Genomic DNA, 12,039 nt, shown 5'->3' with positions numbered 1-12,039 from the left:
TGTCAAAACACACCGCTTTAGCGATGATTGGTGGCCTTTCATTGCTCTATATTGGTTTTATGCTGAGCTTTGCCTTACTTTTTTCGTGGGTATTTTAAAGTAGTACTTTGCTCGGCACCTGAGTTTTCGCCTAAAATAGCTGTTTAATCTATAAATTATTGGCTGGGTGAATCATTTGAATAAACAGCACAGTGGCGATCGCGTTATTTTGGTCAGTGTAGCAGTACAAATGCTGGATGATCTCGATGCTGAAGAATTTCATCTACTTGCGCAATCGGCTGGTGCCGAGATTCTGCAACATATTCATGCCTCACGTATTAAGCCAGATGCCAAGCTGTTTATTGGTTCAGGTAAAGCCGAAGAAATTGCCGAAGTAGTTCAAGCACTTGAGGCAGATCTAGTCATTTTTGACCATGCGCTCACGCCTGCCCAAGCACGTAATCTTGAAAAAATCATGCATTGCCGTGTCGTAGATCGGACTGAACTGATCCTAGACATTTTTGCACAACGCGCACGTACCTATGAAGGTAAGTTACAGGTCGAATTGGCGCAGTTACAACACATGGCTTCACGCCTAATCCGCAGTCGTGGCAACCTAGACAGCCAAAAAGGCGGTATTGGTCTAAGAGGCCCAGGCGAAACTGTACTTGAAACAGACCGCCGTTTGCTTCGAATCCGTATGGGTCAACTCAAAGAGCGCATTGAAAAAGTCCGCCAAACCCGTATACAAGGTCGTATTGCGCGTAAAAAAGCCGCTGTACCAACGGTATCTTTAGTGGGTTATACCAACGCAGGAAAATCCACATTGTTTAATATCTTAGCAGGCAGTGATGTCTACGCAGCTGACCAACTGTTTGCCACACTTGATCCAACCTTACGCCGTTTAACCTGGGACGGGATTGGTAACTTAGTCTTGGCAGATACGGTTGGTTTTGTACGTAACTTATCGCATTCATTGGTTGAATCCTTTAAAGCAACGCTTGAGGAAACAGTCGAAGCCAGTTTATTACTGCACGTCATCGACTCGAGTAGCCCAGATATGCTTGAGCAAATTGAAGCAGTAGAAAAAGTCCTCCGTGAAATTGGTGCAGATGTGCCTGTATTACGCGTTTACAATAAAATTGATCAATCAGGTGAACAAGCGAAAATTGTTTATCATCGCCCACACCAACCTGAGCGTGTCTATGTATCTGCGCATACCTCGCAAGGACTCAATTATTTACGCCAAGCTGTGCATGAATGCTTAATGGGAAATATGCAAAGCTTTGAGCTCTCGCTAAAACCAGCCTATGGCAAATTACGCACGCAGTTTTATGTCCTCAATGTCATTCAATCCGAACATTATGATGATCATGGCAACTTAAAATTACATGTTATTATGTCGCCACATAAACTTGAACAATTGATTAAACAAGCGCATTTACCGCTTGAAGAAATCTTAAGTGAACGTGCTCAGCAGTTTCAACGTCCCCTAGAAGAATTTGAAATCGATGATCAAATCAGTTAAAACAAAAGAAATAAAATTTTAATGAAAGATCAAGAATGGATTGGATTAAAACACTCGATTGGAAAGCATGGGTCGGCACTGTTGCACTGATTATTATTTTTCGTGAAGGTGCGGTCTGGCTCATGGGGCAATTTAACCATCCAGAACTTGGAAACTTAGTAGGTCTGCTGAGCTTACTGGCCGTGCTGTTATTATGGCGTAAGTTCAAGCATCTGCCAGCACGCATGATTGATACCAACAATAAAATCATGAAAGAAAGCGCCTTTGCTTTCTTACCCATTAGTGCAGGTTCTTTGCTGATGCTCATGCATATGGGCAAAGAAATTCCGCTATTTTTAACCGTATTAGTTGTTAGCACGCTCATCCCGCTTTGGGTGTATGCCAAAATCTCTAAAACGTGGCTATAGGAGAAATTTATGCTGACTATCCTCCTTGCCTTCGTATTAACCATTATTGCTTATATCTGCGCGAAACCCATCAATAAAGTCCTACCACAAATTCCTGTGATTGTGATTGCAATGTGTTTTGTCATTGCGCTTCTTGCTGTATTTGGCATTCCTTATGAGCAATATATGTCACAAGTAAACCCATTGTTTAATCACTTACTGGGCTATGTAACCGTTGCATTGGCGATACCACTGGCTGCCATGCGCTATGATGACCTCCCACTAAAGGGAATTGTCAGTATTCTTATTTTTGCCAGTATTAGCGCTGTCGCCCTGCCAATGGGACTTGCCTATCTCTTGCACTTATCCGATGCCACCATCATGGCCTTTGCAACACGAGCAGTGACGACCCCTATTGCCATCAATATTGCAACCTTGCTTCAAGCGCCAGTCAGTTTAGCTATTTTAATTGTCATTTTATCTGGTGTGATTGGTGCTGCATTTTCACCATTTATCCTCAGGCACATTAACGATGAACGCGCCTCTGGCCTTGCACTTGGGCTAGCTGCCCATGCCATTGGAACAGCGCAAGCATGGCAACGAGGAAGCATTGCTGGTCGCTATGCAGCCTTTGGTATGGCTGTTAATGCAGTATTCACTGCAATTTGGCTGCCATCTTTCATTTTAATGCTACAAAAAATATGACTGAGTGATCATTTTTCCCTCATTGTTCCATTCGTTTATTCCACTTATAATTAAATAAGTGAATGAATTAATAGATAAATAGGAGCTTTTATTCATGCGTAAATTGATGTCAGCACTAGTCCTTATCTCACTCTCTAGCCTTGCCTTTGCCAACGATTTAACTGGTCTTTGGCAAAATATTGATGATAAAACAGGTTCACCTAAAGCACTTTTAGAAATCCGTAAAGCCAATAACGGGACGTACACAGCCAAAGTTATTCGTATCACACCACGTGCAGGCTATACCCCAAAAGAAACGTGTGTAGGTTGCCCTGCGCCTTATACCAATAAACCTATTTTGGGTTTAGATGTCCTCACAGGCTTACGTGAGAGTACAGACAATAATTTTGATCGTGGCCAAATTTTAGATCCGCTTTCAGGAAAAATTTATAGCACCAAGGCAAAATTAAGCCCAAATGGTAAACGTTTAACACTACGTGGCTATGTTGGAGTCTCTGCATTAGGTCGCAGTCAAACATGGATTCGCCAAGACTAACAATTAGTCAAAATAAAATATGAATTTCGTCACATTTTTCTTGGCAAAATTCATTTTTTATGAAGTTTTTTATCAAAAGCTAGTTGCACGTCAAGAGATTCTTACCTAACATGAAACTAAGTTCAAAGATTGAACAGTTTAATAACTAGGAAGAAGAACGATGCATAAAAATACCAAATGGGCATCTCTCATCGGTTTACTCTTTTTAAGTACATCGGGTTTTGCCCAGGACCTCACTGGGGTTTGGAAACAAATTGACGATAAAACAGGTTCACCTAAAGCACTCATTGAAATTAAAAAAGATACCAACGGGTCTTTTAGTGGAAAGATTATCAAGATCACACCTCGACCAGGTTATACGCCACGAGAAAAATGTGTAAATTGCCCACAACCCTATACAGACCAACCTATTTTAGGCTTAGAAGTATTTAAAGGCCTCAAATTGGTGGACGAAAACAACTACGATGAAGGAAAAATTCTTGATCCTTTATCCGGGAAAATGTACAGCCTAAAAGGCAAGTTAATGTCAAATGGCAAACGCTTGCACTTACGTGGCTATATTGGAATATCAGCAATTGGCCGTACACAAATGTGGATTCGCCAAGAATAATTGCTTAGTTTCTTTGCTCTATAAGCTCAAAATCATAAAAAGGATAGCATGATGAAAAAGCTCAAACTTACAACACTTTTGATGGGTGTGTTCATGGCAGGCTCTGTTGCTGCTCAAGACTTATCTGGCCTTTGGCAACAAATTGATGATAAGTCAGGTTCCCCAAAAGCATTGATTGAAATTCGCAAAGAAAACAATGGTACGTTTACAGGTAAAATTATTAAGGTGACCCCACGCCCAGGTTATACTCCTCAAAAAACCTGTAATAACTGTCCTGCACCCTATACGAATCAACCTATTTTAGGCATGGATATCCTAACTGGGTTAAAGCATGTAGATGGTACAGAAAACTATGAAAAAGGTCGCGTGATCGACCCACTTTCAGGCAAAGTTTATGATGCAAAAGTTCGTATTAATGGCAATGGTAAACGCCTAACGCTTCGTGGCTATATGGGTGTTTCAGCCCTAGGCCGTAGCCAAACATGGCTTCGTCAAGACTAATTTTTCCGACCTATCAAAAACCGCCACAAGGCGGTTTTTCTACTTTATATTGATCATTTTTTAAAAAATAAAGTTGACTATTCTAGTAAACTTTATAACATAGGCCCGCAAATTAAAAAGCTTTTTTAGGGGGTTTGGACGATCATGTTGAAAAGTATTTTGCTTGCTGTAAGTACCTTGTGTTTTGCAGGACATTCTTTTGCAGAAGATATCTCTGGTTTTTGGCAACAAATTGATGATAAATCAGGGGCTGCCAAGGCAATTATCTCAATTCAACAAGATGACAATAATAGCTATACAGGTAAAATTATTAAAGTTACCCCACGCCCAGGCTATACACCGCAAAAGACCTGCAACAAATGCCCTGCCCCGTATACGAACCAGCCAATTTTAGGCATGGAAATCATTAAAGGTTTAAAGCATATTAAAGGCACCAATAACTATGAAAAAGGTCGTATTATTGACCCTCTTTCAGGCAATGTATATGACGCTAAAGTCCGCTTAAATAGCACAGGTAAACGCTTAACCATTCGTGCCAGTATCGGCGTATCAGTCTTAGGTCGTAACCAAACTTGGATTCGTTTAGATTAATCCAGTATAAAAAAAGCCCCTCAATAGGGGCTTTTTTTATGATTATCTTTTAATATCTACAGTTGTACTGGATTGTCTACCGAAAACAGGCTTTGATCTTCCAAACGGTAAGCAAGTAACTGATTACCCCATACACAGCCACCATCGACATTTTGAATCTGTGTCGAAATGGTTTTGCCTTGTAGTGCCGCCCAATGTCCAAAAATTACCTGATGGGTCTGAGCCGCCTGTGATTCAAATTCAAACCATGGCTTGAATCCTTCTGGCATTGGATCATCGAGTGAGTCTTTAAAACTAAACTCTAAGCGACCTTCTGCATCGGTTAAGCGCATACGAGTCAAATAATTGGTAATACAACGTAAACGCTCATGACCCGTTAAATCGTCAGACCAAAGCGTTGGCTTCTTGCCATACATATTTGCTAAAAAATCATCCAATACCGCAAAGTCTTCATCTGAAAGTACAGCTTCTACTTCTTTGGCTAAACGAGCAGTTTGCTCTACGCTCCAATTGCATGGAATACCGGCATGCGTAATCACGGTATGTTCATTCGGAAATAAACACAGTGGTTGCTGACGAAGCCATTGAATCAAGTCATCACTTTCTAAGGCATGAATAACATCTTCAGTCTTGTCCTGTGGCTTAATCTCTTTAATACCACGCGCAACTGCCAATAAATTTAAATCATGATTGCCGAGCACAGTTGCAGCTACGCCATTATCAACTAACTTCTTGATAAAGCGAATTGCGCCCAAAGAGTTTTCTCCACGAGCAACCAAGTCACCCGCAAACCACAAAAAATCTTGATCTGCATCAAACTTAATTTCTTTGAGTAATGCTTTTAAAGCTTCAAAACAGCCCTGCACATCACCAATTACATAATTATATCGAACTGCGCGTGTCATTTTGTTAAACCATTTGATCAGCTAAAGCAACGAATTGAGCCAATGTTAAGGTCTCTGGACGAGCCATCGGATCCACCCCGGCATTTTCAAATCCATCTTCAACCAACATCCCTTTTAAGCTATTACGCAAGGTTTTACGACGCTGGGTAAATACATGCGAAACCAAACGAGCCAAGGCTTTTTCATCTTTCGCGACAATTGGTTTATCTGCATAAGGCTCTAAACGAAACACAGCAGAAGTCACTTTTGGTGGCGGATTAAACGAACCTGGTGGTACTTCAAACAAAAATGTTGGTTTACAGAAGTATTGAATCATCACCGATAAACGACCATATTCTTTGGTGTTTGGCGATGCTGTAATGCGATCCACCACTTCTTTTTGTAGCATGAAGTGCATGTCTTTGACTTTGTCACCAAACTCCAAGAGATGAAATAACAAAGGTGTAGAAATATTATACGGCAAGTTCCCGACTACACGCAGAGGACGACCTTCGGCAAACAATTCGGTAAAATCGTATTTTAATGCGTCGGTTTCTACAATAGTTAGACGTTCAGGATGTGGCACTCGGCCAGGTAAGCCTGCAGCTAAATCACGGTCAAGTTCAACCACGGTTAAAGCATCACATTCACCAATTAAAGGTGATGTAAGTGCAGCAAGACCCGGACCAATTTCGACAATATTGTCACCAGTACGCGGATTCACCGAACGTACAATTTTAGCAATGACACGTTGGTCATGTAAGAAGTTTTGCCCAAAACGCTTACGCGTGTGATGCCCTTCGTCTTTTGGGTTTAGGGCATTAATTTGATACATAGACATTTCCAACGTGTAAATAAGACAAAATCATGAATGCGCTAAATCAAGCGCCAAATCCACAGCAGCATGCAAGCTAGAGCATTTTGCTAAACCAGTGCCTGCGAGGGAGAGTGCTGTGCCATGATCAACAGAAGTACGAACAAAGGGTAAGCCCAAAGTAATATTGATAGCTTCACCAAATCCTTGAGATTTTAACACAGGTAAACCCTGATCGTGATACATCGCCAAAACTGCATCTGCATCTTTTAAGTTTTCAGGGGTAAATAAAGTATCCGCAGGTAAACTGAGACTCATATTGATTCCCTGGGCACGATAGCGCTCAAGCACAGGATTAATCACTTCAATCTCCTCCATGCCCAAATAGCCATCTTCACCTGCATGCGGATTTAAGCCACACACCAAAATATGCGCATGATCTTTTTTAAATTTGGTTTTTAAATCATGAATTAAAATATCAATCACTTGATGCAAACGTTCTTGAGTAATCGCATCTGCCACTTCACGTAAAGGCAAATGTGTTGTTGCCAACGCCACACGTAAAGTTTTAGTTGCCAGCATCATCACTACGCGTTCTACACCAGCAAATTCCTGATAATACTCAGTATGTCCACTAAAATGAATTCCTGCTTCATTGATCACTGACTTCTGCACAGGCGCTGTCGCAACCCCCACACTTTTGCCAGACATCGCATAATCAGCAGAACGTCGTAATTGCTCTAAAACATAAGCTGCATTTTTCGGATTTAACACACCCAACACAACATCTTCATATAAAGGCACATGCTCGACATACAGTTGCCCTTGGGCAGCGGGTTCTTCTTGCCCTTTATATTCAATAATCTGAATATTGATATTTAACATTTTGGCACGATCGCGCAACATATCTATGTCAGCCAAAACGACAATTGGTCGCTCATCAACACGTGCTGCCAAACTCAAGCTAATATCAGGCCCAATGCCAGCAGGCTCACCACTGGTAATATATAAAGGACGCATGTGTTTATCCTGTATGTGTAATCCTCTTATTATACTGTGCGATACGCATGAGGGGCCGAATTAAATTGACTAAAAATGAATGGTCAAAATATGTGAGCCTAAATACTCATCAACCACGATAATCTTTCTTCCAACAACAATCCAATCTATAGATCAATGGAAAAATGACACTAGAAACCTGAAGTCAACATCTAAAAAAGATCATTGCGCCATCAACACCCTGTAAACAAATCCAATATATAAATACTAAAAATAACGTGCTCCATCCCCCTACGAAAACGCAACCCAGATCATAAAAATAAAGATCCAAATGAGCGGATTTAGCAGATTAGAATCTGACATCATTTATTTTCATCTGCTTTTTTAATATTTTCTGAATTCTCTGCTGTTTATTGCTGAAGAAATGTACTAGAATACAGCGCTTGAAATTTATATTTTCATTTGTGATTCTTCACGTTTTCGTTTAGAATCGCGTCTCCTTTTGTTTGGACAGCTTCCATAGTCCAAACCAACTATAATAGGTAGTGGTTTAATGAAAACTCTCAGCGCTAAGCCAGCTGAAGTTCAACACGACTGGTACGTTGTTGATGCTTCTGGCAAAACTTTAGGTCGCCTTGCGACTGAAATCGCTCGTCGTTTACGCGGTAAGCACAAAACTTCTTATACTCCTCACGTTGACACTGGTGACTACATCGTTGTTATCAATGCTGAGCAAGTACAAGTGACTGGTAAAAAATCACTTGATAAGAAATACTATCGCCACACTGGTTTCCCTGGTGGTATCCGCGAAACTAACTTTGAAAAGTTAATCGCTCACAAACCAGAAGCAGTTCTTGAAAAAGCTGTTAAAGGTATGTTGCCAAAAGGTCCTCTTGGTTATGCAATGATCAAGAAGATGAAAGTGTATGCAGGTACTGAGCATCCACACGCTGCTCAACAGCCACAAGTTTTGGACATCTAAGGGATACAGCACATGGCTACTAATTATGGTACAGGTCGCCGTAAGACCGCAACTGCACGTGTTTTCTTGTCAGCTGGTACAGGCAAACTCGTAATTAACAACCGTTCTTTAGAACAATACTTCGGTCGTGAGACTGCTCGTATGGTTGTTAACCAACCTCTAGAGCTTCTTGAAGCTACGACTAAATATGACCTTTACATCACTGTTGCTGGTGGTGGTATCGGCGGTCAAGCTGGCGCTATCCGTCACGGTATTACTCGTGCGTTGATCGCTTCTGACGAAACTCTTAAACCTGCTCTTCGTCAAGCTGGTTTCGTTACTCGTGATGCTCGTGAAGTTGAACGTAAGAAACTTGGTTTACGTAAAGCGCGTAAACGTCCTCAATTCTCTAAACGTTAATTCGTTTTCCGAATTCGGACAAAAAAGCCTTGGATTTTCCAAGGCTTTTTTATGTCTTAATTTTTATGACAATTATGCAGTTATCACAACAATACGATAAACAAAAAGACTCAAACTCCCAATTAAGCATATAACCGACAATATGAGTGTAGTTGTGCAGATGGTCATTTTTATTTTTTGTTCAGGACTATCCTCCTCTGCGCCATAATCAGAGGCATAAGCACCAGCAAGGGCATTATAAAAAGCAATACCCATAAAAAGAACAGCACCGAAAAATAGTAATTTTTGTACAACTGCAATGGTCATATTGTTTTAATGATCAGCTAAGTCAATTCCCTTAAAATATATCGGATTAAAACCGATAAAACAAAACAATGATTTTCGCTACGCCTATATTGATATTGCTAAAGTCTCCGTGATTTTACTGTCTAATTTTAGTATCCTATCTTATTCATTTCTCATCGTCTCGGATTATGTCAGTCGAAAATGCACCACTCCAAGGGATTACGCTTTACAGCCATGCGGATGACTTTCGCTCACATTGGATTCGATATGTCCTTGCAGAGAAACAAATAAAATATAATTTAATTCTTGTTGATGAAGATGATGAGGATCTAGCCAGCCTAAATCCTTATAACCAATTACCAATGATGATTGAAAATGAGTTAAAACTTTTCAACACTTCCATCATTTCAGAATATTTAGACGATCGCTATCGACAAAACAAACTGTATGCCGATGCACCAATGCCTCGCGCAGAACAACGCCAATACATTTGGCGCTTTGAACAAGATTGGATGAAATTAGCGGATATTATGCTTCGCCATCCAGATACACTGAATGAAGAGAATCGAGTTAAAGCACAAAAGCAACTACGCGATACCCTCATTTCACTCACACCCTTGTTTCAGCATTTCCCATATTTTATGTCTGAACAATTAAGTATTTTAGATTGCATGCTAGCCCCTATATTTCTGCGTTTAAAAAGCATGGGGATCGAACTACCTGCACAACACTGTCGCCCAATTCATTTATATTGCCAACGAATTTTTAGTCGTCCTGCATTTATCAAATCTATGACATTGCAAGAAAAAAATCGTTATGGCATGTCCTTAGCTAAAGCATAGGTTTTATTATGTCTGAACAAGAATTAAATATCACACCCACACGTCCATATTTAGCGCGTGCTATTTATGAATGGGTTTGTGACAATCAACTCACCCCTTACCTTCTTGTCGATGCAACACAACCCCACACCAGCGTACCAGAACAATTCATTCAAGATGGTCAAATTACGCTAAACCTTGCACCACATGCCGTACACGCACTTCTTATTAGCAATGAAGCTATTAGCTTTTCTGCACGCTTTGGTGGCGTATCACGTGATTTATATATCCCAATGTATGCAGTAATTGGTCTGTATGCCCGTGAAAATGGTCAAGGTTTATTCTTTGATCCAAGTGAATATGAACATATCAATACAGGTCAAAATGCTTTAAAATCAAGCAATGAAGAACAAACCGAGCAACCAAAGAAAAAACCAAGTTTAAGGTTGCTAGATTAAAAATTAACGGAGCACATGAATGGCTTTTGATTTAGTACAATATTTTTCAGAACAAATTGACACTCAAAAGCCAGCGCTTTTAAGTCAACTTAACCGCCAAGAACGTCGAGAGCATATTCAAGAAATTAATGCACTTACACTCGGCGAGTTAATTCAACAATGGCGTGAAAACGAAACCAAAGTCTATCAAGAAATTAATGCTCTTGATCCACTGTATATTCAAGAAGTTGCTCGACATCTCACCACCTCTGCACACAACGAATCAATTCTTGCTAAAGCAGAACTAGAAACTCTCACCAGTGAAATATTTTCTCTTCAGCTACATGAGCTTAAACAACTCCATGATACGGGTAGTCATACACAAAACAGTATTCGAGAACTACTGATTGGTCAAATTGAACATCTTTCTGGACAAGCAAATGACTGGGTTTGGTCAACAAACAACCTAACAGAACTTATTGGCTCTAAACCAATCCCTCAGGACGATATATCATTAGATGCATCTATGAAGGAGTTTAATCAAATGGTTAGCCAACAACACACACAAGACGATCAAGCACAAACTGAAACTGTTGTGAGCATCCCAACATGGTCTAAAATTTTAGAACCGATTGTTGCACTCGCAGTTTTATGGGTTTTGGCTTCAGCAGCCTGCAATATTTTTGCTTAATATGAAATCAAAGTGTTTCAGCAATATTGCATTGCACACTTAAATACAAGCCCAGCACTTAAAACTGGGCTTTTTTACCCCCCATTGCTTGCCAAAAAAACATCGATCAACAGTTTTTAAGCCAATTACAAATGAATTACTTAACGGTTATTCTAATAATATAAGCAATAATAATAACATCATGCAAAATCGCATGATTTTTTAGAAGTATTAAAAACTCATTTAAACAGTAAGTGTTTAATTTATTTCATTTTAATATATGAATTCTTTATATAAGAATAAGATTTTTAAGTAATAAAATATGGCTTATTATTTTTTTAAGAGCTAAAAATCATACGCTTAATTATTTATATTTTTGTATACTTTTGTAACCAATCCCGCAAAACCTGTAAAATTTCATGTTTTTTCGTACAAATTACATTTTGTAATATTGAAATAATTTTACCAAAACTTAGTAATTTAGTCTGATTTAAACAAAATTTTAAATCATAAATGCAAACTAACGCACACTATTTATTCGCCATTTTTCACAATCTCGATCTAAAAATTATGCATTTATAACGTATAAAAATAATTTCGTTGAAAAGATATATTGCTTTGCTAATAATAAATTTAAGTAATTAACCTCTGAAATTAATTACCGTAACAAACAATAAATAAACAACATGTATAACCGAAAGAGAGAAATAACTATGGCTAAAGTATCATTAGATTCACTCACAAGTATTGATGGTTTTCATGCTGCAGCACTTGTAGACGGAGAAAGTGGCCTTGCACTAGCGACTCAAGGTGGTGGGGATATTGACTTAGAATTAGCAGCTGCTGGTAATACCGAAGTTGTTCGTGCTAAACGCCGTGTAGCACAGTCATTAAACCTAAACGATAGTATCGT

16 protein-coding genes and 1 pseudogene are annotated in these 12,039 nt (G+C 39.5%); 13 read left to right on the top strand and 4 right to left on the bottom strand.

The genetic code is table 11. The features are described from left to right. The first annotated feature begins 166 nt into the window (after positions 1 to 166). The 7 genes from hflX to EXE29_RS10500 all read left to right on the top strand — a co-directional run bounded on the left by hflX (position 167) and on the right by EXE29_RS10500 (position 4,835). Complete coding sequence (gene hflX / locus EXE29_RS10530; protein WP_120364623.1) at positions 167 to 1,507, top strand: ribosome rescue GTPase HflX; 1,341 nt, start codon at positions 167 to 169, stop codon at positions 1,505 to 1,507. A gap of 35 nt (positions 1,508 to 1,542) precedes the next feature. Next, positions 1,543 to 1,914, top strand: coding sequence for a hypothetical protein (locus EXE29_RS10525; RefSeq protein ID WP_106986579.1), 372 nt, complete (start codon positions 1,543 to 1,545; stop codon positions 1,912 to 1,914). A gap of 9 nt (positions 1,915 to 1,923) precedes the next feature. Beyond that, complete coding sequence (locus tag EXE29_RS10520) at positions 1,924 to 2,598, top strand: LrgB family protein (protein ID WP_120364622.1); 675 nt, start codon at positions 1,924 to 1,926, stop codon at positions 2,596 to 2,598. Between the two features lie 94 nt (positions 2,599 to 2,692). Then, positions 2,693 to 3,133 (top strand): DUF2147 domain-containing protein, encoded by a 441-nt coding sequence (locus EXE29_RS10515; RefSeq protein WP_120364621.1) that lies wholly within the window; start codon positions 2,693 to 2,695, stop codon positions 3,131 to 3,133. 160 nt (positions 3,134 to 3,293) lie between these two features. Beyond that, positions 3,294 to 3,743, top strand: a complete 450-nt coding sequence (locus EXE29_RS10510; RefSeq protein WP_106986576.1) for a DUF2147 domain-containing protein — start codon at positions 3,294 to 3,296, stop codon at positions 3,741 to 3,743. 48 nt (positions 3,744 to 3,791) lie between these two features. Continuing rightward, a complete protein-coding gene (locus tag EXE29_RS10505; RefSeq protein ID WP_410159315.1) occupies positions 3,792 to 4,244 on the top strand; it encodes a DUF2147 domain-containing protein in 453 nt (150 codons plus the stop codon). A 144-nt stretch (positions 4,245 to 4,388) separates the two neighbouring features. Continuing rightward, positions 4,389 to 4,835 (top strand): DUF2147 domain-containing protein, encoded by a 447-nt coding sequence (locus tag EXE29_RS10500; protein WP_117006352.1) that lies wholly within the window; start codon positions 4,389 to 4,391, stop codon positions 4,833 to 4,835. A gap of 56 nt (positions 4,836 to 4,891) precedes the next feature. On the opposite strand, the gene EXE29_RS10495 is transcribed toward EXE29_RS10500, so the two are convergent. From EXE29_RS10495 to pdxA, 3 genes are read right to left on the bottom strand one after another with little or no spacing between them, the layout of a single operon-like run. Continuing rightward, positions 4,892 to 5,740 (bottom strand): symmetrical bis(5'-nucleosyl)-tetraphosphatase, encoded by an 849-nt coding sequence (locus EXE29_RS10495; RefSeq protein ID WP_120364620.1) that lies wholly within the window; start codon positions 5,738 to 5,740, stop codon positions 4,892 to 4,894. A gap of 4 nt (positions 5,741 to 5,744) precedes the next feature. Continuing rightward, a complete protein-coding gene (gene rsmA / locus EXE29_RS10490; protein WP_120364619.1) occupies positions 5,745 to 6,554 on the bottom strand; it encodes a 16S rRNA (adenine(1518)-N(6)/adenine(1519)-N(6))-dimethyltransferase RsmA in 810 nt (269 codons plus the stop codon). A 30-nt stretch (positions 6,555 to 6,584) separates the two neighbouring features. Next, a complete protein-coding gene (gene pdxA, locus EXE29_RS10485) occupies positions 6,585 to 7,553 on the bottom strand; it encodes a 4-hydroxythreonine-4-phosphate dehydrogenase PdxA (RefSeq protein ID WP_120364618.1) in 969 nt (322 codons plus the stop codon). A 532-nt stretch (positions 7,554 to 8,085) separates the two neighbouring features. On the opposite strand from pdxA, the gene rplM reads away from it, so the two are divergent. Together rplM and rpsI are read left to right on the top strand one after the other, a co-directional pair. After that, positions 8,086 to 8,514 carry a 50S ribosomal protein L13 gene (rplM, locus tag EXE29_RS10480; protein ID WP_002117832.1) on the top strand — a complete coding sequence of 143 codons (429 nt, stop codon included), beginning with the start codon at positions 8,086 to 8,088 and terminating at the stop codon, positions 8,512 to 8,514. Positions 8,515 to 8,526: 12 nt separating this feature from the next. Then, on the top strand, positions 8,527 to 8,913 hold the full coding sequence (gene rpsI, locus EXE29_RS10475) for a 30S ribosomal protein S9 (protein ID WP_106986570.1): 387 nt from the start codon (positions 8,527 to 8,529) through the stop codon (positions 8,911 to 8,913). Between the two features lie 72 nt (positions 8,914 to 8,985). Here the strand turns inward: rpsI and EXE29_RS10470 are convergent, their stop codons facing one another. Next, positions 8,986 to 9,219 carry a hypothetical protein gene (locus EXE29_RS10470; protein WP_120364617.1) on the bottom strand — a complete coding sequence of 78 codons (234 nt, stop codon included), beginning with the start codon at positions 9,217 to 9,219 and terminating at the stop codon, positions 8,986 to 8,988. 167 nt (positions 9,220 to 9,386) lie between these two features. Here EXE29_RS10470 and EXE29_RS10465 point away from each other — a divergent pair, with 167 nt between their 5' ends. The 4 genes and pseudogenes from EXE29_RS10465 to EXE29_RS10450 all read left to right on the top strand — a co-directional run. Next, positions 9,387 to 10,040: a glutathione S-transferase N-terminal domain-containing protein gene (locus EXE29_RS10465; protein ID WP_120364616.1), complete on the top strand. Its 654-nt coding sequence runs from the start codon at positions 9,387 to 9,389 to the stop codon at positions 10,038 to 10,040. A gap of 8 nt (positions 10,041 to 10,048) precedes the next feature. After that, complete coding sequence (locus EXE29_RS10460) at positions 10,049 to 10,477, top strand: ClpXP protease specificity-enhancing factor (protein WP_120364615.1); 429 nt, start codon at positions 10,049 to 10,051, stop codon at positions 10,475 to 10,477. Between the two features lie 19 nt (positions 10,478 to 10,496). Next, the gene (locus tag EXE29_RS10455; protein ID WP_106986565.1) at positions 10,497 to 11,147 is read left to right on the top strand and encodes a hypothetical protein; all 651 of its coding nucleotides are present in this window, start codon (positions 10,497 to 10,499) and stop codon (positions 11,145 to 11,147) included. A gap of 692 nt (positions 11,148 to 11,839) precedes the next feature. After that, positions 11,840 to 12,039, top strand: a pseudogene (locus EXE29_RS10450) (roadblock/LC7 domain-containing protein); the annotation flags it as partial.

This window comes from Acinetobacter sp. WCHAc060006 (assembly GCF_004209135.1).
In the GTDB taxonomy this organism is placed as follows: domain Bacteria; phylum Pseudomonadota; class Gammaproteobacteria; order Pseudomonadales; family Moraxellaceae; genus Acinetobacter; species Acinetobacter cumulans.
The sequence above is the reverse complement of the archived record's forward strand: the minus strand, read 5'-3'. Positions and strand labels throughout refer to the sequence as shown.

Excerpts from the sequence above, each read along its gene's own strand:
- EXE29_RS10510 (WP_106986576.1), top strand. The coding sequence starts at position 3,294 with ATGCATAAAAATACCAAATGGGCATCTCTCATCGGTTTACTCTTTTTA.
- pdxA (WP_120364618.1), bottom strand. The coding sequence starts at position 7,553 with ATGCGTCCTTTATATATTACCAGTGGTGAGCCTGCTGGCATTGGGCCT.
- EXE29_RS10460 (WP_120364615.1), top strand. The coding sequence starts at position 10,049 with ATGTCTGAACAAGAATTAAATATCACACCCACACGTCCATATTTAGCG.
- EXE29_RS10465 (WP_120364616.1), top strand. The coding sequence starts at position 9,387 with ATGTCAGTCGAAAATGCACCACTCCAAGGGATTACGCTTTACAGCCAT.
- rsmA (WP_120364619.1), bottom strand. The coding sequence starts at position 6,554 with ATGTATCAAATTAATGCCCTAAACCCAAAAGACGAAGGGCATCACACG.
- EXE29_RS10525 (WP_106986579.1), top strand. The coding sequence starts at position 1,543 with ATGGATTGGATTAAAACACTCGATTGGAAAGCATGGGTCGGCACTGTT.
- EXE29_RS10455 (WP_106986565.1), top strand. The coding sequence starts at position 10,497 with ATGGCTTTTGATTTAGTACAATATTTTTCAGAACAAATTGACACTCAA.
- rplM (WP_002117832.1), top strand. The coding sequence starts at position 8,086 with ATGAAAACTCTCAGCGCTAAGCCAGCTGAAGTTCAACACGACTGGTAC.
- EXE29_RS10495 (WP_120364620.1), bottom strand. The coding sequence starts at position 5,740 with ATGACACGCGCAGTTCGATATAATTATGTAATTGGTGATGTGCAGGGC.
- EXE29_RS10500 (WP_117006352.1), top strand. The coding sequence starts at position 4,389 with ATGTTGAAAAGTATTTTGCTTGCTGTAAGTACCTTGTGTTTTGCAGGA.
- EXE29_RS10470 (WP_120364617.1), bottom strand. The coding sequence starts at position 9,219 with ATGACCATTGCAGTTGTACAAAAATTACTATTTTTCGGTGCTGTTCTT.
- EXE29_RS10515 (WP_120364621.1), top strand. The coding sequence starts at position 2,693 with ATGCGTAAATTGATGTCAGCACTAGTCCTTATCTCACTCTCTAGCCTT.
- rpsI (WP_106986570.1), top strand. The coding sequence starts at position 8,527 with ATGGCTACTAATTATGGTACAGGTCGCCGTAAGACCGCAACTGCACGT.
- EXE29_RS10505 (WP_410159315.1), top strand. The coding sequence starts at position 3,792 with ATGATGAAAAAGCTCAAACTTACAACACTTTTGATGGGTGTGTTCATG.
- EXE29_RS10520 (WP_120364622.1), top strand. The coding sequence starts at position 1,924 with ATGCTGACTATCCTCCTTGCCTTCGTATTAACCATTATTGCTTATATC.